The organism is Winogradskyella echinorum (assembly GCF_014297365.1).
Lineage (GTDB): Bacteria > Bacteroidota > Bacteroidia > Flavobacteriales > Flavobacteriaceae > Winogradskyella > Winogradskyella echinorum.
The window spans coordinates 492,089-517,315 of sequence record NZ_JACOQD010000001.1 but is presented as its reverse complement, the minus strand read 5'-3'; the positions used below and the strand labels follow the sequence as shown (position 1 = coordinate 517,315).

Annotated in this window: 18 protein-coding genes and 1 tRNA gene; 14 read left to right on the top strand and 5 right to left on the bottom strand. The window is 32.7% G+C overall.

Annotation, left to right across the window (positions count from 1 at the left end; genetic code table 11):
* The first annotated feature begins 103 nt into the window (after positions 1-103).
* The 14 genes from H8K90_RS02300 to H8K90_RS02235 all read left to right on the top strand — a co-directional run bounded on the left by H8K90_RS02300 (position 104) and on the right by H8K90_RS02235 (position 16,846).
* Positions 104-2,062 carry a penicillin-binding protein gene (locus H8K90_RS02300; protein WP_186845243.1) on the top strand — a complete coding sequence of 653 codons (1,959 nt, stop codon included), beginning with the start codon at positions 104-106 and terminating at the stop codon, positions 2,060-2,062.
* Positions 2,059-3,522: a UDP-N-acetylmuramoyl-L-alanyl-D-glutamate--2,6-diaminopimelate ligase gene (locus H8K90_RS02295; RefSeq protein WP_186844321.1), complete on the top strand. Its 1,464-nt coding sequence runs from the start codon at positions 2,059-2,061 to the stop codon at positions 3,520-3,522. Before H8K90_RS02300 ends, H8K90_RS02295 begins: the two co-directional genes overlap by 4 nt.
* Before the next feature lie 4 nt (positions 3,523-3,526).
* A complete protein-coding gene (gene mraY, locus H8K90_RS02290) occupies positions 3,527-4,768 on the top strand; it encodes a phospho-N-acetylmuramoyl-pentapeptide-transferase (protein WP_186844320.1) in 1,242 nt (413 codons plus the stop codon).
* 121 nt (positions 4,769-4,889) lie between these two features.
* Positions 4,890-6,284: a UDP-N-acetylmuramoyl-L-alanine--D-glutamate ligase gene (gene murD / locus H8K90_RS02285; RefSeq protein ID WP_246457486.1), complete on the top strand. Its 1,395-nt coding sequence runs from the start codon at positions 4,890-4,892 to the stop codon at positions 6,282-6,284.
* A 106-nt stretch (positions 6,285-6,390) separates the two neighbouring features.
* Positions 6,391-7,584, top strand: a complete 1,194-nt coding sequence (locus H8K90_RS02280; RefSeq protein WP_186845241.1) for an FtsW/RodA/SpoVE family cell cycle protein — start codon at positions 6,391-6,393, stop codon at positions 7,582-7,584.
* Positions 7,585-8,682 carry an undecaprenyldiphospho-muramoylpentapeptide beta-N-acetylglucosaminyltransferase gene (gene murG / locus H8K90_RS02275; protein ID WP_186844319.1) on the top strand — a complete coding sequence of 366 codons (1,098 nt, stop codon included), beginning with the start codon at positions 7,585-7,587 and terminating at the stop codon, positions 8,680-8,682. It begins immediately after the preceding gene.
* Complete coding sequence (gene murC / locus H8K90_RS02270) at positions 8,679-10,031, top strand: UDP-N-acetylmuramate--L-alanine ligase (protein WP_186844318.1); 1,353 nt, start codon at positions 8,679-8,681, stop codon at positions 10,029-10,031. The genes murG and murC overlap by 4 nt, the downstream gene beginning before the upstream one ends.
* Positions 10,021-10,740, top strand: coding sequence for a cell division protein FtsQ/DivIB (locus H8K90_RS02265; protein ID WP_186844317.1), 720 nt, complete (start codon positions 10,021-10,023; stop codon positions 10,738-10,740). The genes murC and H8K90_RS02265 overlap by 11 nt, the downstream gene beginning before the upstream one ends.
* A gap of 3 nt (positions 10,741-10,743) precedes the next feature.
* Positions 10,744-12,072, top strand: coding sequence for a cell division protein FtsA (gene ftsA / locus H8K90_RS02260; protein ID WP_186844316.1), 1,329 nt, complete (start codon positions 10,744-10,746; stop codon positions 12,070-12,072).
* A gap of 121 nt (positions 12,073-12,193) precedes the next feature.
* A complete protein-coding gene (gene ftsZ, locus H8K90_RS02255; protein WP_186844315.1) occupies positions 12,194-14,128 on the top strand; it encodes a cell division protein FtsZ in 1,935 nt (644 codons plus the stop codon).
* Positions 14,129-14,291: 163 nt separating this feature from the next.
* On the top strand, positions 14,292-14,741 hold the full coding sequence (locus H8K90_RS02250; protein ID WP_186844314.1) for a GatB/YqeY domain-containing protein: 450 nt from the start codon (positions 14,292-14,294) through the stop codon (positions 14,739-14,741).
* Between the two features lie 7 nt (positions 14,742-14,748).
* Positions 14,749-14,822, top strand: a tRNA-Arg gene (locus H8K90_RS02245).
* A gap of 167 nt (positions 14,823-14,989) precedes the next feature.
* Positions 14,990-15,856 (top strand): zinc-dependent peptidase, encoded by an 867-nt coding sequence (locus tag H8K90_RS02240; protein ID WP_246457484.1) that lies wholly within the window; start codon positions 14,990-14,992, stop codon positions 15,854-15,856.
* Positions 15,857-15,904: 48 nt separating this feature from the next.
* The gene (locus H8K90_RS02235; RefSeq protein WP_186844313.1) at positions 15,905-16,846 is read left to right on the top strand and encodes a UDP-glucuronic acid decarboxylase family protein; all 942 of its coding nucleotides are present in this window, start codon (positions 15,905-15,907) and stop codon (positions 16,844-16,846) included.
* 82 nt (positions 16,847-16,928) lie between these two features.
* Here H8K90_RS02235 and H8K90_RS02230 read toward each other — a convergent pair whose 3' ends face one another.
* The 5 genes from H8K90_RS02230 to H8K90_RS02210 form a co-directional block, all read right to left on the bottom strand.
* A complete protein-coding gene (locus H8K90_RS02230; protein WP_186844312.1) occupies positions 16,929-17,498 on the bottom strand; it encodes an outer membrane beta-barrel protein in 570 nt (189 codons plus the stop codon).
* Between the two features lie 93 nt (positions 17,499-17,591).
* A complete protein-coding gene (locus H8K90_RS02225) occupies positions 17,592-18,653 on the bottom strand; it encodes a nucleotidyltransferase family protein (RefSeq protein ID WP_186844311.1) in 1,062 nt (353 codons plus the stop codon).
* A gap of 32 nt (positions 18,654-18,685) precedes the next feature.
* Positions 18,686-19,816: a hypothetical protein gene (locus tag H8K90_RS02220; RefSeq protein WP_186844310.1), complete on the bottom strand. Its 1,131-nt coding sequence runs from the start codon at positions 19,814-19,816 to the stop codon at positions 18,686-18,688.
* A 15-nt stretch (positions 19,817-19,831) separates the two neighbouring features.
* On the bottom strand, positions 19,832-19,993 hold the full coding sequence (locus H8K90_RS02215) for a hypothetical protein (RefSeq protein WP_186844309.1): 162 nt from the start codon (positions 19,991-19,993) through the stop codon (positions 19,832-19,834).
* 581 nt (positions 19,994-20,574) lie between these two features.
* Complete coding sequence (locus H8K90_RS02210; protein WP_186844308.1) at positions 20,575-24,999, bottom strand: fibronectin type III domain-containing protein; 4,425 nt, start codon at positions 24,997-24,999, stop codon at positions 20,575-20,577.
* Positions 25,000-25,227 lie beyond the last annotated feature (228 nt).

The following is a 25,227-nucleotide window of genomic DNA, read 5'->3' as shown; positions in this document are numbered from 1 at the left end:
ATGGTATTAAAATCTCGATTATCGAGTAAAATCACAAGAGCAATAGACTTTGGCAACAACAGAAACTCACATATTAAACAGATTGTACTTCGTGGCAGGCTGCATGTTTGTCTTTGCTTTGGCTGTGGTGTTTAAGCTATGTACCATTCAATTTATTCAAGGCGATGAATACAGGGCATTAGCTGAAAAACGTACCATAAAGGACTTTCCAATACCTGCTAACCGCGGAAATGTATATTCGGCTGATGGAAGCTTATTAGCAACGTCTATTCCAAAATACGATATAAGAATTGATGCAATTCAGGCTAAGCAAGCTTTGTTTGATGAGCTTCTAGGTGCATTGGCAGATTCGCTTCATGCGTACAAAGGGAAACCAGCATCTTATTATAAAAATGTGATTAGAAAAGCTAGAGAGAATAAGAATAGATATTTCTTACTAGCACGTAATATTAGTTATTCCGATTACATAAGAATGCGCAATTTCCCACTATTAAACCTTGGTGCAATTAAAGGTGGATTAATTGTTGAGCAGACTACAAGACGTGAACATCCTATGGGCGAAATAGCATCGCGTTCTATTGGTTATGAACGTTTTGATAAAGATAGTAATGTTACTAGAGCTGGTATTGATGGTGCTTTTGGAGAGAAATATTTAAGAGGAAAAAGCGGAAAACGCCTTAAGCAAAAAATAGGTAATGGACAATGGAAGCCAATTGCCGATTTTGATCAAATAGAGCCAAAAGACGGTTATGATGTTTATACAACTATAGATGTTAATATTCAGGATATAGCGCATCATTCACTGTTAGGTCAGTTAGAAAAGTACCAAGCAGAACACGGTTGTGTTGTGGTGATGGATGTAAAAACAGGCGAGGTTAAGGCTATTGCCAATTTAGCTATAACCTCAAAAGGGACTTATTATGAAAAGCGTAATTATGCCGTTTACGAATCTCATGAACCTGGCTCAACCTTTAAGGTAATGGCTTTAATGGCTGCGTTAGAGGATAAAGTAGTGGATACTTCTACAATTGTTGACACAAAAAAAGGTAGAAAGATGTTTTATGGTCGTCCTATTAACGATTCGGGTAATGGGTTTGGAGAGATTTCAGTTGCTCGAGCTTTAGAGGTGTCGTCTAATATTGGTTTGGCCACAATCATTGATGAAAATTATGCTAAGCAACCTAAGAAGTTTATAAAGCACCTAAAACGTTGGAAGCTCAATGATTCTTTAGATATTCCAATAATGGGAGAGGGAATTCCGGATATTCCTGAGCCTGGAGCTGCAAACTGGAGTAGAAATGCCTTGCCGTCAATGGCTTATGGTTACAATCTTACTATAACACCGTTGCAAACCTTGGCATTTTACAATGCTATAGCTAATAATGGTGAATTAATTAAACCGCGTTTTATAAAATCGGTAAAGTCTTTTGATAAAGAAATTGAAGTATTTAAAAAAGAAGTGCTAGTTGATAAAATCTGTACAGATAAAACCTTAGCTGAAATTCAAGACATTCTAAAAAATGTAATAATCCGAGGAACAGGTGAACGTATGTATTCTGAGACCTTTTCTATGGCTGGTAAAACAGGAACAGCTAGAACGGATTATGCAAATTTTGAAAAGTGGAATAAAGATAAAAAATACATCTCTTCTTTTGCAGGTTATTTCCCTGCCGATAATCCAAAATACTCATGCATCGTGGTTATTCATAAACCAAGTACAGAAGTTGGTTATTACGGTGCCGATGTTTCTGGTCCGGTTTTTAAAAGAATTGCTCAAAAAATATATACAGATACACCAATTATAGATGAAGTTAAAACTTTAGACTTCAAAAATAATTTAGTGAATAAAGATTTTGAAGATTACTACGAAAATGCACGTAAATATAAAGAGTTAATGCCAAGTGTTGTCGGTATGCCAGCAATGGATGCTATTGCGCTACTTGAAAATTTACAAGTTAAGGTTAAGGTGAAATTGAATGGCAGTGGAACTGTAAAAAAGCAATCCATTGAAAGACATCAAAAGTTAAAAACCAATCAAACAATTGTTTTAGACGCATCATGATGATATTAAAAGACATATTGTATAAGGTTACTATTAATGCTGTTGTAGGTAGCACAAGCATTACTGTTAATAAGATTGAATTCGACTCAAGGAAAATTCAAACTAATGATGTATTTGTAGCTATTGCTGGAACCGTAACTGATGGGCATAAATATATTGACAATGTAATTGAAGCTGGTGCAACTGCAATAATATGCGAAAAGCTTCCAGATCTTCTTAAAGATGGTGTGGCTTATATAGAAGTAGCAAATTCTAATCAGGCATTAGCTTATATGGCAGCTAATTTTTATGAACACCCTTCTGCAAATTTAAAGTTAGTAGGTGTTACTGGTACAAATGGAAAAACTACAGTATCAAGTTTGTTGTATCAACTCTTTAAAAAAGCAGGCTATAAAGTTGGATTGTTGTCTACAGTTAAGATTATGGTAGATGATACTACTTATAAGGCTACACATACAACACCAGATTCTTTGGTGATTAACAAGTATTTAAAACAGATGAATGATGAAGGTGTGGAGTTCTGTTTTATGGAAGTGAGTTCGCATGGCATTCATCAATGCAGAACAGAGGGTTTACGCTTTGCTGGTGGAATTTTTACTAATCTGTCTCACGATCATTTAGATTACCATGAAACGTTTGCCGAATATAGGGATGTTAAAAAAAGGTTCTTTGATCAATTACCAAAAGATGCTTTTGCATTATCTAATATGGATGATAAAAATGGCTTGGTAATGTTTCAAAATACCCAAGCCAAAAAATACACTTACGCTTTAAAGAATTATGCAGATTATAGAGCGCAAATTTTAGAAAATGAATTCAGTGGACTTTTATTAAAAGTAAATGATAGTGAGCTTTGGACAAGATTAATAGGAAGTTTTAATGCGTATAATATTTTGGCTATTTATGGATCAGCTGAATTATTAGGATTAGAAAAAGATGAAATTTTAAGACTTATTAGTGAACTCGAAAATGTGTCTGGACGTTTTCAGTACTTCATTTCTGATGAAAAAATTACTGCTATTGTAGATTATGCGCACACACCTGATGCTTTAAAGAATGTGCTTGAAACTATCAATAACATAAGGACTAAAAATGAAGCCTTAATTACGGTTATTGGTTGTGGTGGCGATAGAGATAAAACAAAGCGTCCAAAAATGGCACATATCGCTTCGGCTTTGAGTACCAAAGCAATTTTTACCAGTGATAACCCACGAAGTGAAGTGCCAGAAACCATAATCGAGGATATGGAAAAGGGGGTAGAGCCACAGAATTTTAAAAAAACCTTGTCGATTACAAATAGAAAGCAGGCCATTAAAACAGCTTGCCAAATGGCAGAAGCAAAAGATATTATTCTAATTGCTGGTAAAGGGCATGAAACCTACCAAGAAATTAAAGGCGAACGCTTTGATTTTGATGATTATAAAACGGTTCAAGAATTTTTAAAACAATTACAAAAATAGATAGATGCTGTATTATTTATTTGAATATTTAGAACAACAATTCCAATTTCCTGGAGCGTCACTATTTGGTTTCTTAACCTTTAGAGCAGCTATGGCAATAATATTGTCATTGTTAATTTCTACCATTTTTGGAAAACGTATCATTCGATTTTTGCAAAAACAACAAGTTGGTGAAACCATTCGTGATTTAGGTTTAGAGGGACAAGTAGAAAAAGCGGGTACTCCAACAATGGGAGGAATCATAATCATCCTTGCAACGTTAATTCCTGTATTACTTTTAGCTAAGCTTGAAAATATTTACATCATTCTTCTTATTGTAACGACCCTTTGGATGGGTACAATTGGGTTTATTGATGATTATATCAAAAAATTTAAAAATGATAAAGAAGGTTTAAAAGGTAAATTCAAAGTGCTTGGTCAAGTTGGTTTAGGGATTATAGTTGGTGCTACATTATTCTTTCATAAAGATGTGACCATAAAAGAAAAATTACCAATTCATGAACAAAAAGTATTGTTAGCTGAAAATCCAGATTTACCAGCAGCTAAGTTGTTTGACGTGGAAGAGAAATCTACCAAAACAACAATTCCATTTGTTAAAAATAACGAGTTTGATTATTCAGATTTAATTACATGGATTAGTCCAGGGTTAGAAAAATATGCTTGGGTAATTTTTATTCTGGTAACAATTATAATTGTCACGGCAGTCTCAAATGGAGCTAATCTAACAGATGGAATAGACGGTCTCGCAGCAGGTACATCAGCAATTGTAGTTTTAACATTAGGAATATTTGCATGGATTTCTGGTAACATTATTTTCTCGGAATACTTGGATATTATGTACATACCGAAGGTTGAAGAAATCACCATTTACATTGCGGCATTTGTAGGAGCCTTAGTCGGATTTCTATGGTATAACGCTTATCCAGCACAGGTGTTTATGGGTGATACAGGTAGTTTAACAATAGGTGGTATTATAGCCGTTATTGCAATTGCTGTTAGAAAAGAATGGTTAATACCAGTGCTATGCGGCATTTTCTTAGCGGAGAATTTATCCGTGATGTTACAGGTGAGCTATTTTAAATACACAAGAAAAAAATATGGTGAGGGACGACGCATTTTCAAAATGTCGCCTTTGCATCATCATTATCAAAAATCAGGATATCACGAAAGTAAAATAGTAACACGCTTTTGGATTATTGGAATTCTATTAGCCATAATATCAATAGTAACCCTGAAGATTAGGTAAATATTTGTCATTCCTGCGACCGTGTGCGCTAAAGCTATAGCGGTAGCGTAAAGCAGGAATCCAAAATAGAAGTAGTTGTAAAGTAGATTCCTGCCTTTGCAGGAATGACAGAAAGAAGTGAATGAAAGACAAGAAGAATAACCTGCAAAGTGAGAAGTCCTTCCCTTCTGGTGAAGGATTTAGGAAGGGGCTTCTAGTGATTCTTGGAGGTGGAGAAAGTGGAGTTGGTACTGCGCTTTTGGGAAAAGCAAAAGGATACGAAGTATTTGTGTCTGATAAAGGAAAGATTCAAGAAAAGTATAAAGACGTTCTTTTAAATAATGAGATTGAATTTGAAGATCAGCAACATACAGAATCAAAAATTCTGAATGCAGATATCATTATGAAAAGTCCTGGGATTCCAGAAAAAGTAGATTTAGTAAAACAAATTCGTAATGCAGGTATAACTGTTGTTTCTGAAATTGAGTTTGCTTCAAAATATACCGATGCAACTTTAGTGGCAATAACAGGAAGTAATGGTAAAACTATAACAGCAACATTAACACATCATTTGTTGAAAACAGATTTAGATGTTGGACTAGCTGGAAATATTGGAGACAGTTTTGCAAAACAGATTCTAGAAAAGAATCATGAGAACTATGTCTTAGAGATCAGTAGTTTTCAGTTAGATGACATCATAGATTTTAAACCAAAAATTGCAATACTAACAAATATTACACCAGATCATTTAGATCGCTATGATTATAAGTTTGAAAACTATATCGCTTCAAAATTCAGAATTGTAGAAAACCAAACCCAAGATGATTATTTCATATATGATGCCGATGATGAAGTAATACAAGAGTGGTTAAAAAACAATACAATTCAATCTCAAAAATTACCTTTTTCATTAACCAAAGTTATTGAGCAAGGTGCATATTTAGATAATAATAATATAATAATAACAATAGATAATAACCAGATAATTATGCCAACAGAAAATTTAGCATTAGAGGGAAAACATAACGTTAAGAATGCAATGGCAGCTTCAACTGTGGCGCATTTACTTAAAATTAGAAAACAAACTATTAGAGAGAGTTTAGAGAATTTTCAAGGTGTAGAGCACCGTTTGGAGCATGTACTTAAAATAAACAAAGTGCAATACATCAATGACTCTAAAGCAACAAATGTTAATGCAACATATTTTGCATTAGAAAGTATGGATGCACCTACGGTTTGGATAGTTGGTGGTGTGGATAAAGGCAATGATTATAAAGAATTGTTTCCGTTTGTAAATGAAAAGGTAAAAGCTATTATCTGTCTTGGGGTTGATAATGCAAAGTTATTTGAGGCTTTCGGAAATATGGTTGATGTTATTATAGAAACACAATATATGAGCGAAGCAGTTAAGATAGCGTACAAAGTAGCAGATGCTGGTGACAATGTTTTGTTATCACCTGCTTGTGCAAGTTTCGATTTATTCGAAAATTATGAAGATAGAGGGCGTCAATTTAAAAATGCTGTAAGAAACTTGTAAAAGAGAAGCTCATCTTAATCTTCCCAAAGGGAAGAAACTGTTGAGGCAGAACTAGAGATTAATTAATCTAATAAATTTTTCCATTTTGGGAAATGTCCAAAGGACTATGGGGAACATGTTTACACAAATAAAAGGGGATAGAGCCATTTGGGCTATAGCTACACTCTTAGCTATATTTTCTTTTTTGCCAGTGTATAGTGCTGCGAGTAACTTAGCTTATGTAGGTGGTATCGGTAATACCTTTTCTTTTTTTATTAAGCATTTTATGCATTTAGCTTTAGGATTTGCAATTATGTATGGAGTACACAAAGTACCTTATAAATATTTTAGAGGCTTATCAATGATAATGATTCCAATAGTATTTGTACTTCTACTAGTGACAATGCTTCAAGGAACAACAATTGATGGTGCAAATGCGAGTCGTTGGATTCAGATTCCAATTGTAAATATGTCCTTTCAAACATCAACACTTGCTGCAGTTGTTTTAATGGTTTATGTGGCAAGATATCTTTCAAAGGTTAGAGAAAAAACAATCTCCTTTAAAGAGTCTATTTTACCATTATGGGCACCAATTTTTTTGATTTTGGTTTTAATATTACCAGCAAATTTCTCTACAACAGCTATTATTTTCACCATGATTATGATGCTAGCTTTTATTGGTGGTTACCCAATAAAACATTTACTGATTGTTATTGGTATAGGTTTAGCTGCCTTCGCAATGTTTATTTTGGTTGCGAAAGCATTTCCAGAAGTTATGCCTAATCGTATTGATACTTGGATGAGTAGAATTGAAAATTTTTCAAATGGCGAAGATACAGAAGCTGATTATCAAATAGAAAGAGCGAAGACAGCCATAGCATCTGGCGGAATAAAAGGCGTAGGACCAGGAAAAAGTGTACAGAAAAACCTTTTGCCACAATCTTCTTCAGATTTCATCTTTGCAATTATTATAGAAGAATATGGGCTAATAGGTGGTTTGTTTCTTTTAGTTCTTTATTCGTGGTTATTGTTTAGAATTGTTATTGTATCACAGAAATCAGATACCGTTTTTGGTAAGCTATTAGTGCTTGGTGTTGGTTTACCTATCGTGTTTCAGGCATTAATTAATATGGCTGTTGCAGTAGAATTGTTTCCAGTTACTGGTCAAACTTTACCCTTAATAAGTAGTGGTGGTACATCTATTTGGATGACCTGTTTAGCTATAGGAATAATACTAAGTGTTAGTGCAAAACGCGAAGAGATAAAAGGACAAGAAGCATCTGAGGAGAACCCATTGGATATATTAAGTGAAACCATATAAATGAGTAATTATAAATTCATATTATCAGGTGGAGGAACAGGAGGACATATATATCCTGCTGTTGCAATTGCTGACGAATTAAAATCGCGTTATCCTGATGCTGAATTTTTATTCGTTGGTGCATCAGACCGAATGGAAATGGATAAAGTTCCACAAGCTGGTTATAAGATTGAAGGTTTATGGATTTCTGGTATTCAACGCAAACTAACTTTAAAGAACTTAGCTTTTCCATTTAAGTTAGTCTCAAGTTTATGGCGTTCAAAAAGAATAATAAAAACATTTAATCCAGATGTTGTTATAGGTACTGGTGGCTTTGCAAGTGGTCCATTATTACAAATGGCAACAACAAAGAAAATTCCAAGTTTAATCCAAGAGCAAAATTCTTATCCAGGAATTACGAATAAGTTATTGGGAAAAAAGGTGAATACAATTTGCGTGGCTTATGAAGGTTTAGAGAAGTTTTTTCCAAAAGAAAAAATAAGACTAACAGGAAATCCGATTAGAAAGGACTTATTGGAGGTTAAGAGTAAGCATTTAGAAGGTAAAGATGTCTTTTTACAAATCCATAGTAAGTATACACTTTTAGTCTTAGGAGGCAGTTTAGGTGCGAGAAGAATAAACCAACTTATTGAAGCGAATATTGAAATTTTTGAAGAACAAAACGTGCAAGTTATTTGGCAATGCGGAAAGCTATATTATGACCAGTATAAGCAGTATAATGAGTTAGCTAATGTGCAAGTTCATGCGTTTTTAAATAATATGGATATGGCTTATGCGGCAGCTGATGTTATCATTTCTAGGGCAGGTGCAATTTCTGTATCAGAATTATGCATTGTTGGCAAGCCTGTAATATTTATTCCTTCTCCTAATGTGGCAGAGGATCATCAGACTAAAAATGCTAAAGCGATTGCAGATAAAAATGCAGCAATTTTAATTAGAGAGCGTGATTTAGATTCGGAATTTAAAAATCAGTTTTCAGATTTAATTGAAAACGATGAAAAGAGGAAAGAATTAAGTGAAAAGATTGAAGCATTAGCGTTAGTAAATGCTACAAATGATATTGTTGACGAAGTAGAAAAGCTATTAAAAAAACAATGAATTTAGATTCCGTACATAACGTTTATTTTATTGGTATTGGAGGTATCGGAATGAGTGCTCTTGCACGTTATTTTGTAGCTAATGGCAAGCGTGTTGCAGGATATGATAAAACACCAACCGAAATTACCAAAACTCTTGAAGGTTTAGGAGTATCAGTTCATTTTAATGATGATATAAAACAGATTGATAGTGCGTTTTTGAATCCTAAAACAACACTTGTGGTTTATACGCCAGCGATTCCAAATTCACATTCAGAGTTTAATTATTTCAAGAATAATGGATTTATTGTTTTAAAACGTTCGGCAGTTTTAGGGGAAATTACAAAACAAACAACTTGTTTGGCGGTAGCAGGTACACATGGTAAAACAACTACAACAAGTATATTGGGCCATTTGCTAAATGTGTGTAACGTTCCTGTTACTGTATTTTTAGGTGGAATAAGTGAGAATTACAATTCAAACTTAATAATTAACGGTACTGAAGTTACAGTCGTAGAAGCTGATGAGTTCGATCGTTCGTTCTTAACCTTATCTCCAGATCTTGCCTGTATCACATCAATGGATGCAGATCATTTAGATATTTATGGTGACGCATCAGAATTAGCTAAAACGTTTAAAGATTTTTCAGAATGTATTAAACCTAATGGAAAATTGTTTGTAAGAAATGGATTGTCATTAGATGGTATTACTTATGGAATTGAAGATGATTCAGATTATAGTGCTCAAAATATAAGGATAGAAAATGGAAGTTACGTGTTTGATATGCAAACACCAGATGGTATATACAAAGATTTTAAATTTAACCTACCAGGTAGACATAATTTGTCGAATGCAATAATTGCCTTGGCGATGGCTGTAACCTACGGTTGCCCTAACGATCAGCTCGCCAAGGGTTTAGCATCTTATAAAGGTGTTAAACGCAGATTTACATATCAAATAAAAACTGATGAATTTGTTTTTATTGATGATTATGCACACCATCCAGAAGAAATTAATGCGGTACATCAGGCTGTAAGAGAAATGTATCCTAATAAAAAGGTACTCGCTATTTTTCAGCCGCACTTATTTACTAGGACAAGAGATTTTGTTGATGGCTTTGCCGAAAGTCTCTCAAAATTCGATGAACTTTTGCTGTTGGATATTTATCCTGCGAGAGAATTGCCAATAGAAGGTGTGACCTCAAATTGGTTATTTAGTAAAATTGAAAATCCTAATAAAAAACTAATAGAGAAATCTAAAATAATTGGAGAAATAAAAAATTCTGATGCTCAAATAGTATTAACTATAGGAGCAGGAGATATTGGAGAAGAAGTAAAACATATTAAAGAGGCTTTTAACGTTGCGAATTAATTATAACTATATAAAAATCATTGTTTTACTAATTATTGTTGGTGGTTTGTTTGCGTTTTCAAACCATAGAAACAATAATAGAACAGTGGCTGAACCTAATATAGAATTTATAGGAGAAAATAAATTATTCATTACAGAAGCGACTGTTAGTAAATTGTTAATACAAAATCAGCAACCCGTTACAGAACAGCCCAAAGAAATTATAGATTTGAACGAATTAGAAATTGCCCTAAATTCTAATCCAATGATAAAGGAAGCAGAAGTGTTTATGTCAGTAAATGGTGAGCTTTCAGCAGAAATTGAGCAAAAACGACCTATTGCAAGAGTTCATACTAATGCATCATATTATATAGATGATGAAGGTTCATTTATGCCTTTGTCTTCTAATTATTCTGCAAGAGTACCGCTCGTTACAGGTAATATTAAGAAAGATAAGCTCGAAACAGTTTATCAATTTGCTAAGGCTGTAGATGAAGATGAATTCTTAAAAAAGCATGTCATTGAAATTCGTCAGAATGACGATAAAACCATTGATTTTAAAATACGAAAGAGTGATTTTACTGTTCATTTAGGAACTTTAAAAAAACTAGAAAAGAAGATAAATAATTTTAAAGCTTTTTACCAAAAAGCGATAAAAGATAAAATTTTAGAAAGCTATAAAATAGTTAATCTAAAGTTTGATAAACAAGTTATATGCACCAAAAAGTAGACTATGGAAAACAATAATATTTCGGTAGGTTTAGATATAGGAACCACAAAAATTGTGGCCATGATTGGTCGCAAAAATGAATACGATAAAGTTGAAATCTTAGGTGTAGGTAAATCCAAAAGTATGGGTGTGCATCGTGGTGTAGTTAATAATATTACACAAACAATTCAATCCATTCAACAGGCTGTGCAAGAAGCCGAAGCTGCAGCATCAGAAAAAATTACCGATGTTACTGTGGGTATAGCAGGTCAGCATATTCGTAGTTTGCAACATAGCGATTATATTACCAGAGCTAATTCTGAAATGGTTATAGATGAAAGTGATATTGATCGATTAATCAATCAAGTACATAAGCTGGTTATGCTTCCTGGTGAAGAAATTATTCATGTTTTACCACAAGAATTTAAGATAGATGGTCAAGCCGAAATTACAGAACCAATTGGTATGTATGGAGGGCGACTTGAGGCTAATTTTCATGTAGTTGTTGGGCAAGTATCATCAATCAGAAATATAGGAAGATGTATTAAAAGTTCTGGTTTAGAACTCGAAGGTATAACCTTAGAACCTCTGGCATCTGCAAATGCGGTATTAAGCAGAGAAGAAAAAGAAGCTGGTGTTGCTCTAATAGATATAGGAGGTGGAACTACAGATTTAGCTGTGTTTAAAGATGGAATTATTCGTCATACAGCGGTGATTCCTTTTGGTGGAAATGTTATTACCGAAGACATAAAAGAAGGCTGCTCAATTATTGAAAAACAAGCAGAGCTTTTAAAAATAAAATTTGGATCTGCATGGCCAGGTGAGAATAAGGATAATGAGATTGTTTCTATTCCTGGATTAAGAGGTAGAGAGCCTAAAGAAATTACTCTAAAGAATTTGTCTAAAATCATACATGCTAGAGTCGTTGAGATAATAGAACAAGTATATGTGGAAATAAAAAATTATGGCCACGAAGAGCAAAAGAAAAAACTAATTGCAGGTATTGTATTAACTGGTGGTGGAAGTCAGTTAAAGCATTTAAAACAGTTAGTAGAATACATTACAGGAATGGATACTAGAATAGGATATCCTAATGAGCATTTAGCAGGAGATAGTGATGAGGATATTGCAAGTCCTTTATTTGCTACAGCAGTAGGATTAGTAATGGATGGTTTAAAACGCCAGGAAAGAAAGCGAGTAGAAGATGTAGAGGAAATGGTAATTGAAAACCAAGCAGAACAAACCATGGAAGCTCAACCAGAAGTTGTAGTAGAAGAACCAATAAAAGAACGTCGTTCGTTTTTAGATAAGTTAACCGAACGTGTTAAAGAGTTTTTAGATAACGCAGAATAGGGCTGAGTGTAAAGAAATTGTCCAGTGGACAATTTTAACAAAGAGCCAGTGCTGAGACATAGACCATTGAAAAATAAAATTAATTAATCAAAATATATAAAATCCCGTAATCACAAACAATATGAGCAAGAACAATGAATTTGGAAACATTTCCTTCGATTTGCCAAAGCACCAATCTAATGTCATCAAAGTAATTGGTGTTGGCGGAGGAGGTAGCAATGCTATAAATCACATGTTTCAACAAGGTATTAAAGGTGTAGATTTTGTGATTTGTAATACCGATGCACAAGCACTTCAAAACAGTGGTGTGCCAAACAAAATACAATTAGGTGTTAATTTAACCGAAGGTTTGGGAGCTGGTGCAAATCCAGATGTTGGTGAAGAAGCAGCTGTAGAAAGTTTAGAGGACATCCGTAGAATGCTAGATACCAATACTAAAATGGTATTTATTACAGCAGGAATGGGTGGTGGTACTGGAACAGGTGCTGCGCCAATTATAGCTAAAATGGCAAAAGAGTTAGATATTCTTACTGTTGGTATTGTAACTATGCCTTTTCAGTTTGAAGGAAAAATGCGTAACGAACAAGCACAACGTGGAATTGAGAAATTACGTCAGCATGTAGATTCTTTAGTTGTTATAAATAATAATAAACTTAGAGAGGTTTATGGAAATCTTGGTTTTAAAGCTGGTTTCTCAAAAGCAGATGAGGTCTTATCTACAGCATCTAGAGGTATTGCAGAGGTAATAACTCATCACTACACGCAAAATATAGATTTACGTGATGCTAAAACAGTATTAAGTAACAGTGGAACTGCTATAATGGGATCAGCTTCAGCATCTGGACAAACCAGAGCACAAGAGGCTATTATGAAAGCTTTAGATTCGCCATTACTTAATGATAATAAAATTACAGGAGCAAAAAATGTATTATTATTAATCGTTTCTGGCTCACAAGAAATTACAATTGATGAAATCGGTGAAATCAATGATCATATTCAGAATGAAGCAGGTCATGGTGCTAATATAATTATGGGTGTTGGTGAAGATGAATCTTTACAAGAATCTATTTCTGTAACAATTATTGCAACAGGATTCGATATCGATCAGCAAAATGAAATTTCTAATACTGAGACTAAAAAAGTTATTCATGCATTAGGTGAGGTAAGCGAGGAAATTAGTACAACAGACAAAGAGCCTGCGATTATAACACCAGATATTGTTTTAGAAGATGAAAAAGAGACGCCAATAGTCCGTCATACCTTACTTGATGAAGAGGAAGAGGTAGAAATTAAGGTTGAAAAGAATTCTGAAATGGATTTAATTACAACAACAGAGTTTCTACGTAATATGAATGTGGTATATGATGAAGTATTAGATACTAAATCTCAAGAAGAAGTTCAACCAGAAGATTTTATCATTACACCTATTGAAAATAAAGCGGAGACTATTGAAAATGAGCCAGAAGAAGAGCAAATAACATTAACTTTTGATTTGCCTTTATCTAGTAATGAGCCAAAAGAAATTGAAAAACAAAACTCAAGTGAAGAAAAAATGTTCTTTAGTTTAGACGACGATGTAAAGGATATTGATGTTAATGAGCCTATTGAAATAATTTCGGTTACTGAAGTTAATGAAGAAGGAGAGAAACGCTATGCTTTAGATGATTTTAAAACTTTTGAATCTTCAATGAATTCTAATTCTGAAGAAACTAAGGTTAAAGAAGAAATCGTTTTTGAAAAGAAAGTAATACCAGTTGAAGAAACCGAAGATATTATTCAAGATGAAATTGATCCAATGAATAGTCCAATTTCAGAATTACTTATAGCTCGTGCAGATGAGCGAAGAAAAAAAATGAAAGATTTCAACTATAAATTTAATAATGCAAAAATAGATGAAATCGAAAAGGAGCCTGCTTACAAAAGACAAGGTGTTAATTTAGAGGATGCACAGCATTCATCAGAAACCAACGCTTCAAGAATGTCCGTCGGTACAGACGAAAACGATGATATTCAATTAAGAAGTAATAATTCATTTTTACACGATAACGTAGATTAATAGCAAATTTAAGTTTAGTGTTAACACATTATTGTCTAGCCCAAAAAGCCACTCCAACTTTTTGGGCTTTTTGTTGTTATTAATTTATTGTATTGATTGGATTTATGGTATTTGTCATGGAAACTTTTTTAGTATCTTCGCTTTTCTAATAAAAAAGAGAATTATGAGCTTAAAAGATGATATAATGACCGCTATGAAAGCGGCAATGAAAGAAAAAGATCAAACAGCATTGGCAGCATTAAGAGCTGTAAAATCTGAGATATTATTAGCTCAAACATCTTCTGGTTCTCAAGAAGAATTAACTGAAGAACAAGAAATAAAAATTCTATCTAAAATGGTAAAGCAACGAAAAGATAGTGCGGCGATATTTTTAGAACAAGACCGCAAGGATTTAGCTTTACCAGAAATAGATCAAGCAGAAATTATTAGCCAATTTTTACCAGAAGCATTGAGTGAAGAAGAGATTGAGAAAGTGGTTGTTATGACCATAGATCAGGTTGGTGCCGAGGGTATGAAAGATATGGGTAAAGTAATGGGAATTGTTAGTAAAGAATTAGCTGGGCAAGCAGATGGTAAAACTATTTCAACGATAGTTAAGGCTAAGTTGTCATAGCAAATATGGCCTCGTAGTTCAACTGGATAGAATATCAGATTTCGGCTCTGAGGGTTGGAGGTTCGAATCCTCTCGAGGTCACGAATAAATAGTAATAACAAAAAAATGCCAAGTTTGCTTGAGCATTTTTTTTGTTTATAATATTGTCAAAACAGAGATTAGATGATGTATAGTTATCTTAAATTTTGGCTTTTCTTTTGGATTAAATCTACCAGACATAATTAAGTATTTTCTTTCTATATTTAGCCATGATCTTAATCTATCTTCAGGAAACCCAATCCTCTGTAATGAATCCAACTCTAAAGTTCATTTTATTAGTAATCTTTTTTGTTGGTATGACTTTAGTTGTACTTAGCCGTTTTTTCTTCTATTTTGAGCAAATGTATGCTCTTAAATATCACAAGCCTTTTTTATTAAATTATGGATTGTTCTTGAAAAAAGTTTCAAATGAGCAAATGAAAATTCTAGAAAGAGAATTTTTATTTTATCAAAGACTTAAAGAAAAAGAAAAGCAAGTATTTCAGCATAGAGTAGTATCATTTATTAATCATAAACAATTTATTGGTAGAGAAGGATTAGTAGTAAGCGAAGAAATGAAAGTTTTAATTTCTGCTACAGCAATAATGTTAACGTTTGGATTTAGAAAATATAAAATCGATTTAATTGACAAGGTTATTGTTTATCCTAAAGCTTATTATTCTAAAACAAATGAAGTATTTCATAAGGGTGAAACTAATCCGCAGTTAAAAGCTATAGTATTTTCATGGGAAGACTTTAAATATGGTTATAAAATAGGAGATGACAACCTTAATTTAGGTATACATGAGTTTGGGCATGCGATACATTTAAATGCAGCTAATAACGATGATATTAGTAGTTTAATTTTTAATGAAGGGTTTGATAGATTAACAAGTTATTTGCAAAACCATGAAGCTGTAAGACAGAAGTTAATTGCATCTAAATACTTTAGAGCTTATGCATATACCAATCAATTTGAATTTTTTGCTGTGATATTAGAGAATTTTATAGAGACTCCATTAGAGTTTAAAAATCAATTTCCTAAGCTATATTACTACTTGAAGCAAATGCTTAATTTTAATTTTGCTGGATACTAATAGCTATGAAATAAAGTATTATTTTTAAACCTTAATTGTAGTAAAAATATGAAAAGAATATTGGTTACTGGTGGTGCTGGTTTTGTAGGTTCCCATTTGTGCGAACGATTATTAAATGAAGGTAACGAAGTTATTTGTTTAGATAATTATTTTACAGGTTCTAAGCGTAATATTGAACATTTAATGGATCATCATTATTTTGAGTTAGTCCGACATGATATTACAAATCCTTATATGGTAGAAGTAGATGAAATCTATAATTTGGCATGTCCTGCTTCACCGGTTCATTATCAATATAATCCCATTAAAACTGTAAAAACATCAGTAATGGGTGCTATAAACATGTTAGGTTTAGCTAAACGTGTTGGTGCAAAAATTTTACAGGCTTCTACAAGTGAAGTTTATGGTGACCCTACTGTACATCCGCAACCTGAAAGTTATTGGGGAAATGTAAACCCTATTGGTTTAAGATCATGTTACGATGAAGGAAAACGCTGTGCAGAAACATTGTTTATGGACTATCATAACCAAAACGAAGTTAAAATTAAAATCATCCGTATTTTTAATACATATGGACCAAGAATGCATCCTCAAGATGGTAGGGTAGTTTCAAATTTTATTGTGCAGGCTTTAAAAGGAGAGGATATTACAATTTTTGGTGAAGGAAAACAAACTCGAAGTTTTCAGTATGTTGATGATTTAATTGAAGGTACACATCGAATGATGAATAGTAGAGATAGTTTAATTGGTCCGGTTAATATAGGAAACCCAGTAGAATTTACTATGCTAGAGTTAGCAAAGGAGGTGGTTGATATAGTTGGGTCTAAATCTAAAATCACCTATTTGCCGTTACCACAAGATGATCCTATGCAACGCCAACCAGATATTAGTTTAGCTAAGAAAGAACTTGGTGGTTGGGAGCCTAAAATTAACCTAAAAGAAGGACTTAAATATACTGTAGATTATTTTGATAATTTATTGAAAGAGTAATTGTAATTACAGAATACTGCTAAAAAATAAAAGAGGCTCACAATTGTTAGCCTCTTTTATTATGAGTGAATATTGTATCTATCTATAATTTAAATACTGCTTGTAAATGGTATTGATAATGGTTGTTGTCTAAGCCACTATCCTTATGATTAAAAGCAAATTTACCGATGACTTGAGTTCTTAAACCAAAAGTTCTAGTTTTGTTTAGCCAAAAAAGAACTCCACCACCTAGATTTGCAGAAATATTAGTTTCATCTATATGAAAGAATCCTAACCCACCGTTAACGTATAAATCAATCCAATCTACACGTCTAGAAAATATATATTTTCCAAAGTAGTATTTAACATGTGTGTCTAACGATATATAGTTATAATCTTTCTTTAAATCAGCACCATCAATTTCATCATCTTCAGTAAAGCCATTAAATGTTAAAGATTGTTCTACAGCAAAATCATCACTCCAGTTAAATTCTACTGCTGCTGAAAGAGGGAACTGGTTCACCCATCTTTCTGGATGGAAAATTGGTGATCTAGATCCTAAACTATTAACTGAGTTTAAACCAATACTTAATAACCAATCCTTATTATTTCTTTGAGCATATGATGATAAGCTAAATGCTACTAATGTTAATATTAAAACTAATTTTTTCATGCTAAAATCATTTTGCCCAAAGTTAAACTTTATGAATTATAAAACAAATATTGAAGTAAAGTTATTAGATTAAATACGCAAAAAAAGATAAATTCACTTAAAAATGGACTTAAAAAGGCTGGAAACTCTCTTTCTGTCCTTTATTATCGACTTTCTATAAGAATTGTTAAATATAAAATAGTAGAAACGTTTTATAAAAATCGGTGTAAAATTACTAATTACTAATATTTTATTCCAAAATTTATAAAATCTAAGATGCTTTAATTTAAACAAATAGAAAGATGTGAAAATGTTTTTGTTGCCCTTATTGGTTATTTGGTCATCTTTAAAAAAAAGGCTTAGATTGTTAAAATAACGACTGAAGATTTTAGTGGAATACCATGGAACATCTTCATTAACATAATTCCGCAATAAACATAAGGTGTCATAAGCTGAACGAAAATTTATACTATTAAATAAAGCCCCTTTATCATTGATTTGATAATTGAGAATGTTATGCATTAATAGATGTTTTTGAGAAGGTATGTCTATGTAGTTTAAGTTTGTTTTTTTGTTTAAAAGATTATTACTTTTAAGTTCATTATAGGTGAAAGACGTAAATAGTTTTTCATGCACTTCTACTGCGCATATTTCATGTTTAGTTTTCAATCTTGGAAGGTGCTTATGCTCAAAATATTGATGTCCTATGGTTTGATCTATTGGTACATAATGATTTTTTGTTAATAAATTGTACGCTTTTTCTAGATCGTTTGTAGTAACTAAAACATCTATATCACCTATCATACGTTCTGCATTATCATTAAAACAACCAAAAACCAATAAAGCGGAGCCTTTTAAAAATACATGATTAATACTATGTTGATTAAACAATTGAGAAATGGAATGTACTTGTTGTAATATGGCTATATTTCTGTTTCTGTTGATAGAAGTAATTTCTTCTAAATAGTTATTTAACTCTTTAGGTAGTAAATGCAACAGTTGTTTGGCCTTTAACCTACAATAAATAGCCGGTAAAATTAAATGTTTGCTACCTTCAATAACAATGGCATCCCAATTAAAAGATTGTCTACTAAGTGTCTGCTCTAATTGTTCGGTTGGAGTATTAAAACTTAGGATATCTGCAATATGTTGATATGTAATAGCAAGATTACCCATTGATAGTTGTCTAAAATACTAATATAGTATTATTATAAGTTTTTATTAAGTTCTTGGAATAATTCCGAAATTTTTAAGGTCACTTTATCAGTATCGCTATAGGTTAATTTATAGAGATTCAGTGTTTCTAACCAATCTAAAAATTGCCGAGCATGCAAAGGGTTTGGTGATAGCCACGATTCCGGAATTAATGTTTCTAACATAGTTTTAACAGATATATCCTCTAAAATAGTTTCCGATTCGCTTTTATAATTTACCATAACAACCGTATTACTAGGGTAATAATCTTTTTTCGGGTTTTTACATGGTAAGTACTTTATTAGACCTTTTGCTTTGTTAAATTGAATATTAGGCAATGCATTAAAATTATCAACTAGTGGTTGTAGTAAATTAAAAGCACCCTCTTTTATTGATATTGCTGAAGGGTTATGATAAATGCATTTGTTTTTCGAAAGCATTGGCGAAACATCATCGGCAAGAAGATTATATCCATTAGCCGCTAACAACGCGCACAAAGTACTTTTTCCTTTGCCAGATTTACCAATAAAAAGTATTGAAGATTTACCATCTGTTATTGTAGAACCATGAAAAGTACTAATCCAATTACCTTCTCTATTATTATGAATATTACAAAGTAATTGCATTATAAATTTACCCTGTATAAGATGATAATCTTTTTTTGCGGCTTTGGTTATTAATTGTTGATCTTTAAATAAATATAATTGCTCATCTTTGAGGTAAATATCAAAAATTGTTTCAGCAGAATTACTTGTATCAATCTCCAGATGTGCTATGGCAGGATGTATTGTTTTTAGAACTTTTTCTGAACAAAAATAAATATTAATAGATTTACCTTTTATAAAATATTGCTTTATAATATTACGATAAGAAGTATCGATAGATACATGTTCATCTATTGATGGGGCAATAGAAATATTGCAGTCTTTAAGATAATTATTAATTGTTGATGCTATCGCTTCAACTTCTAAAGAATCTATATTACAATCTCTTTTAAAGTCACCGATAGTTTCGGCTTTTAAGTAAGAGTCTAAATAATTTTTGAATGAGGACTCAACGACACTATAACTATTAGACTTTGAGTACCATAATACCCAATGCTCACCAATCTGTCTTTCATATGTTGGTGCTAAGCTATTGTTCAAAATAAAATTTAAGAATTAATCGAATGGGTCTCCTCCTGGATCTGGTGGTGATGACGATTGTGCTTTAAGCGGATTTAAAATCACGAATGTTCCTACAGCAGTTAATGCAGCGTATTTCCCCATTTTTTTTATGGCTTCTTTACGAGTGATTTTATCTAAGTTGTTTTCTTTCTTCATGGCTTTAGCCCTAGATTTGAGTTCAAAAATAATAAAATAATTTATTTAATGAAGTAAAATACGAAAAGGTTTACATTAAAAATCGTTTTTACCCTTTAAATAGTGTTGTTTTCGACGAAATGCTCCTAATATTTAGGATTTAAATTTTATGAAAACAAACTTTATCATTATTATATACGTAATTTTATAATAAATGGTTTGTTTTTTCCATTTTTCTAGATGAAATGCAATACAAATCTTCTATTTAATTTTTCATTTATTAAAATTAATTCTGATGATTTTAAAAATAATAATTTTGAATTCTACTTTGTAAAATATTTACTAAATAATATAATCTTCAAAATATAAAAATTTGTATTCTCTATAATGTATTGGTATTATACAAAATAGATGTAGTTACAATTAGTCGTTTTTTATCTTAGTTAGCATTTAATGTGATGCTAGTCAATTTAATTTATTTACTTATGTATATGACACTTTTTCTTTATTTAAGTCACATAACTATTGATTAGTCTAAGCATAAAATAAAAAAATGCACGAAAATAATTTAGTGCATTTTTCAATAAAATATGTCTTTAAGATTATTTCATAATAATTTTTTGAGTTTTCAGTTGTGATTTATTTGAAAGTTGAACAACATAAACGCCAGTATTTAAATTACTCACATCTATAGATTGAGTTGTGTCTGTTGTATATAAAGTTGAAATGTTTACAACTCTACCTTGTAGATCGTATATTTTTGTAATAGTATTCTCAGATAATTGACCTTCAATCACAACAGTCTTATTTTCTTGATTGTTGTAAATATTCAGATGATCTAATGTGTTGAGAGTGTTTGATAACAATCCATTTGTTATACGTAAGTAAAAACGACCAGTGCCACTTGTATTTTGGTTTAATGTTAAGGTATAGTCACTCGAGTTTAGTAAGGTTGTTGTATTGTTAACATTATCTTCTAAATAAACATTAATAGTACTAGGCAAAGAGGTTTCACTAATACTAAAAGTTATTTGTTCACCTTGGTTAGAGTTAACTCCCAATGGAATAATAACATTATTAATATCATCTTCTCCAAGTGCCTGAATTGTCATGTTTCTTCCTTCATTGTTTTCAACTAAATGAGAATATAGCTTATAACTATCACCAAATCCATCAAAAGTTGCTGCATCATAACCAGGATCTAAGCCTAAACTAGCATTAGAATTAAAATAAAAACTTGTAGTATAGATTTCAGAATTGGTAAGCGATAATTTTAGCTTATAGTTTACTGTACTACTTCTACCTTCAATAAAATCATCAGTTCCTGATGTGGTTCTCATATCTGTTGGTATCATAGTACCATCTGTAAAGCCGATTGAACCAGAAAAATTAATGGTATTACGAGCAGCAATAAAAAAGCCCTGCCCAGGTGCAATGTTTAATCCTGAATTGCTTACCATATTTATAACGGTAAATTTTTCGCTGGTCTCACCACTACCACTGAAAGTCCCACTATTATACCCATATATAGCAACTGCTGAGTCATCAAAAACACCACTGTTAGCACTAAGAAAGTCCATTGAGTTAACATAACTAGGAAAAGGGTTGCCAATTAAATTCCATTGGCTATTAGCTATGGTTGGGGTACTAATATCTACAGCAATATTGCCAGTTGGTACGTCACCTGAAAAAGTTAAATTTTCGCCTGTTGTAGTCGCTACCCTATATCCTTTACCACTCTCTAAATTATCAGTTCCTTCATTAAGAAAATTTATGAATTGTAATAGAAGGTTGTTGTAAGGAGCAAACGCATAGAATACTCCATTGGTCGCTAATTTGGTAGAGTTTGCAGGATCTCCTAAATCAATAAACTCATCGAATGACATACCTCCAACAGATGGAATTAATGGTAGGGAAATTAAATCATTACCTGTACCAGAGTTTCCGCTGCCAATTACATTAACAAAGCGTTCGTAAGTTATAGTTCCAACAATATTACCATCTAAAATTAAGCTAGAATAAGCATTAGAAACTGATTCTAGAGTCACCGATGTTGCATTTAACGTTACTCCAGTGTCAATGGTTATACTGGCACCAGGATTAATAGTCACAGTATTGATATCTGTATTTGAAGAGATTATTGCATCTCCAGATTCAATAATCATTTCTTCTATTGAGGTTGACATGCCATTAGGGTCGCTTGGTGACCAAGTACCATTATATACATAAGTAATAGTAGGTGGTGTAATATTTAAATTATCAAAATATATTCTACGACTTGATGAAGTATTCGCGAATTCTTGAAAAATTCCAAAATAAGACGACGTATCGTACACATCATTTGTTAATGTACCTGCCGAAGTTGTTGGGGTTGAACTATACTCAAAACCAGTGGAATAAAATAACTCAAATACTCCAGTAGCACTTCTAGTAATTCTTATGTTTAAACCATTAGATATTGCTCCCGAACCAAAATTAGGGCTACTAGGAAAATCACCAACTTTAGTTTGTCCAGATCCTGTTTTTCTCCAAAGTTCTATAAGATCTGTACCTCCATTGACACCAATTCTAATAAAATAACCTTGAAAATTAGCATCGTTAATTGAGCCAGAAATAGGAGCATTAGACATTAAAATTACTCCAAAATAGTTTGAAGTTGAAGGGCTGAAGCTACCTGAGCCAAAGGAAAACTCCCATTCAGTGGTTTCATTACTTTCAATTGAAAGACTCTGATCACCTTGACTTGTATTACTTGCTAGATAAGAACCATCTGTACTAGCGTTACCATTAGGTAGTGTTGTATCTGTAATAATAGAAAAACCACTTGTATTACCTGTCCAAATTGGGTTGGCAGTAAAGTTGCCATCATCAAAATCTTCATAAATTAAAGAAGGTGGAAATGAGCAGCTACTAGGATCACTAATTGTTACAATATCAAAGCAATTGTTGTTATCTATATCAAGAACGATGGCGTCTAAGTCTCCACCAATACCTGCACTACCTGGTTCTAGATAAAATGTGGTAGCACTACCGTAGGTTATTCCCGAAATAACATCATTGTTAAATGGACCATTAGGATTTGTACTAATATTAGCAAAACCATCCATATCAACTGAATAACTATCTCCAAGTAAATCGCCCGTAGGATTTAATTCAAATGAAGTAATGTCGTCAGAACCATCTAGAGGAGTGCCGTTATCGTTACAAGTTATATTTGCTAATCCAGAATCTGAAATATTACAGGTCTGTTCATATATATTTACACTATCAAAAGCAACACCTTCATCTTGAAAAGATCCATCTGAAGCAAAAGCTACACGTAGCAATACATTACTTTGTCCACCTAAGCCTGTTAAATTATTAATTGCTGTAACCCATCCGTATGAACCATCGCTGCTACTTTCTTCTCTGCCAGTCCAGCCAATTAATTGCCCACCTGGATTAGCGTCTATATCATTATCATTAAACCAGTTGTTTGGATCATTAAAAGCACCAACATTTTGCCAAGTAGTACCATTATCGATTGACGATTGCAAAACCATTCCGTCCCATCCAGATTCTGAATTCCACCAAATGCTAAACTCTATTACTGGAGTGGTTATGGTAGAAAAATTAAAAACAGGGCTAATTACTGAAGAATCCTCGTCGGCATTATAATCTCCATCTAAATTTGTTACCCATGCATTTACACCAGAATCAGCGCTATTAATTATTGTGTTTGTTGGTGGACCTAATTCCCAACTTCCGTTAGTGGTATTATCTGCGGTCCAACCTCCATTGCTAGATTCAAAATTTTCATTATATGGAAAACTTGTTATTGGTGTTGCTATAGTTGAGAAAAGAACTGGTCCCACCCAATTACTAAAGCCATCAGTTATACCGCAATTTGCTCTAACATAAACTTCATATGCTGTGAATTGGGTTAATCCAGAAGCAATGTGAGGATTGTTTGTTGTTGTAGCTGTACCCGAACTACTAGGAAAACCTGCTCCTTCGTTTTGTATAATTATTTCCCAATCCGTTTCAGTACCACCCGCTGTCCAACTAATATTTGCAGATGTATCTGTAAAGCTATCGATTGTTAAATCTGTAACTTCTGGACATGTGGCTAAAGTTGTAAAAAGAACTGGACCAACCCAATTGCTATAACCATCTACCACGCCGCAATTTGCTCTAACAAATACTTCATAGTCGGTATCTGGAGTTAAACTTATTTGAGTATGTGGATTAGTAATCGTTACAGTTCCAGAACCACTAGGTGTACCAATTCCTTCAGGTTGTACAACTATTTCCCATGAGGTTTCACTGCTTCCAGCTGTCCAGCTAATTTCTGCAGAAGTTTCTGTGAAACTATCAACGGTTAAATTGGTGATATCTGGGCAAGTTGAGCTTGCTGTACCTTCTATTATAAAATTGTCAAAGGCAAATTCTTCACTAGCAGAGTTTGCACTAACAAATAATCTTAATTGAATTGTATTTCCTGTTATGCCAAGGGAAGAAGAGTATTCTGTAAATGTTGTTGTAATAGCAGATCCATCACCTGTACCATCTAAATTAGAGTCAAAATTTAAACCTGAATTAGAACCTGAAGTTGGTGAAGCAAATTGAATAAATTTTTGATATGTTCCTCCATCTAAACTGTACTCAATATATAATATGTCAGATGAATCCCAACCAGAGCCACCATTTCCAGAAGCAAATAGACCTTTAAAAGTGATGTCATTGTATCCAGAAATGTTTATCGAATTGAAAGTTATGGTCTTAGTTGGTAAACCATCTCCACCATTATCGTCTAAATCCTCACCGGCCCAAAAAAATGTATTACTAGGTGAATTGTAGGTTCCGCTTATATTTCCACCATTTGTTCTTCCAAAATGATCATTAGATCCATCATCAAACGTGTTAGATGAGGTATATCTTGAACCCGAATCTCCGTCAGTTTCAAAATCCTCAACCCATAAAACTGTCTGCCCATACCCTAAACCACTTATAAAAAGAAGTATTAAAAACGTGTAATTTTTTTTCATTTATGAAATAATTATAGTTAAAACACAATTTGAGTAAAAACACAAAAAAAATTTGTTTATATGATTTCACAAATTGTGTTTGAATAATGTTTCATTTAACATTAAATAATAAAAACTTGGCTAAGCCTTTAAGGATAAGGGGTAGCAAATATAGGGAAACGTAGAGTTGAAGCGCGATTTAGATATTAACAGTCTGTTAATTTAGCTTTAAGAAAAGGTTTGTTTAAC

Bases quoted from the DNA above. Each gene is read 5' to 3' on its own strand.
- H8K90_RS02300 (WP_186845243.1), top strand. From the start codon at position 104: ATGTTTGTCTTTGCTTTGGCTGTGGTGTTTAAGCTATGTACCATTCAA.
- H8K90_RS02295 (WP_186844321.1), top strand. From the start codon at position 2,059: ATGATGATATTAAAAGACATATTGTATAAGGTTACTATTAATGCTGTT.
- mraY (WP_186844320.1), top strand. From the start codon at position 3,527: ATGCTGTATTATTTATTTGAATATTTAGAACAACAATTCCAATTTCCT.
- murD (WP_246457486.1), top strand. From the start codon at position 4,890: ATGAAAGACAAGAAGAATAACCTGCAAAGTGAGAAGTCCTTCCCTTCT.
- H8K90_RS02280 (WP_186845241.1), top strand. From the start codon at position 6,391: ATGGGGAACATGTTTACACAAATAAAAGGGGATAGAGCCATTTGGGCT.
- murG (WP_186844319.1), top strand. From the start codon at position 7,585: ATGAGTAATTATAAATTCATATTATCAGGTGGAGGAACAGGAGGACAT.
- murC (WP_186844318.1), top strand. From the start codon at position 8,679: ATGAATTTAGATTCCGTACATAACGTTTATTTTATTGGTATTGGAGGT.
- ftsA (WP_186844316.1), top strand. From the start codon at position 10,744: ATGGAAAACAATAATATTTCGGTAGGTTTAGATATAGGAACCACAAAA.
- ftsZ (WP_186844315.1), top strand. From the start codon at position 12,194: ATGAGCAAGAACAATGAATTTGGAAACATTTCCTTCGATTTGCCAAAG.
- H8K90_RS02250 (WP_186844314.1), top strand. From the start codon at position 14,292: ATGAGCTTAAAAGATGATATAATGACCGCTATGAAAGCGGCAATGAAA.
- H8K90_RS02240 (WP_246457484.1), top strand. From the start codon at position 14,990: ATGATCTTAATCTATCTTCAGGAAACCCAATCCTCTGTAATGAATCCA.
- H8K90_RS02235 (WP_186844313.1), top strand. From the start codon at position 15,905: ATGAAAAGAATATTGGTTACTGGTGGTGCTGGTTTTGTAGGTTCCCAT.
- H8K90_RS02230 (WP_186844312.1), bottom strand. From the start codon at position 17,498: ATGAAAAAATTAGTTTTAATATTAACATTAGTAGCATTTAGCTTATCA.
- H8K90_RS02225 (WP_186844311.1), bottom strand. From the start codon at position 18,653: ATGGGTAATCTTGCTATTACATATCAACATATTGCAGATATCCTAAGT.
- H8K90_RS02215 (WP_186844309.1), bottom strand. From the start codon at position 19,993: ATGAAGAAAGAAAACAACTTAGATAAAATCACTCGTAAAGAAGCCATA.
- H8K90_RS02210 (WP_186844308.1), bottom strand. From the start codon at position 24,999: ATGAAAAAAAATTACACGTTTTTAATACTTCTTTTTATAAGTGGTTTA.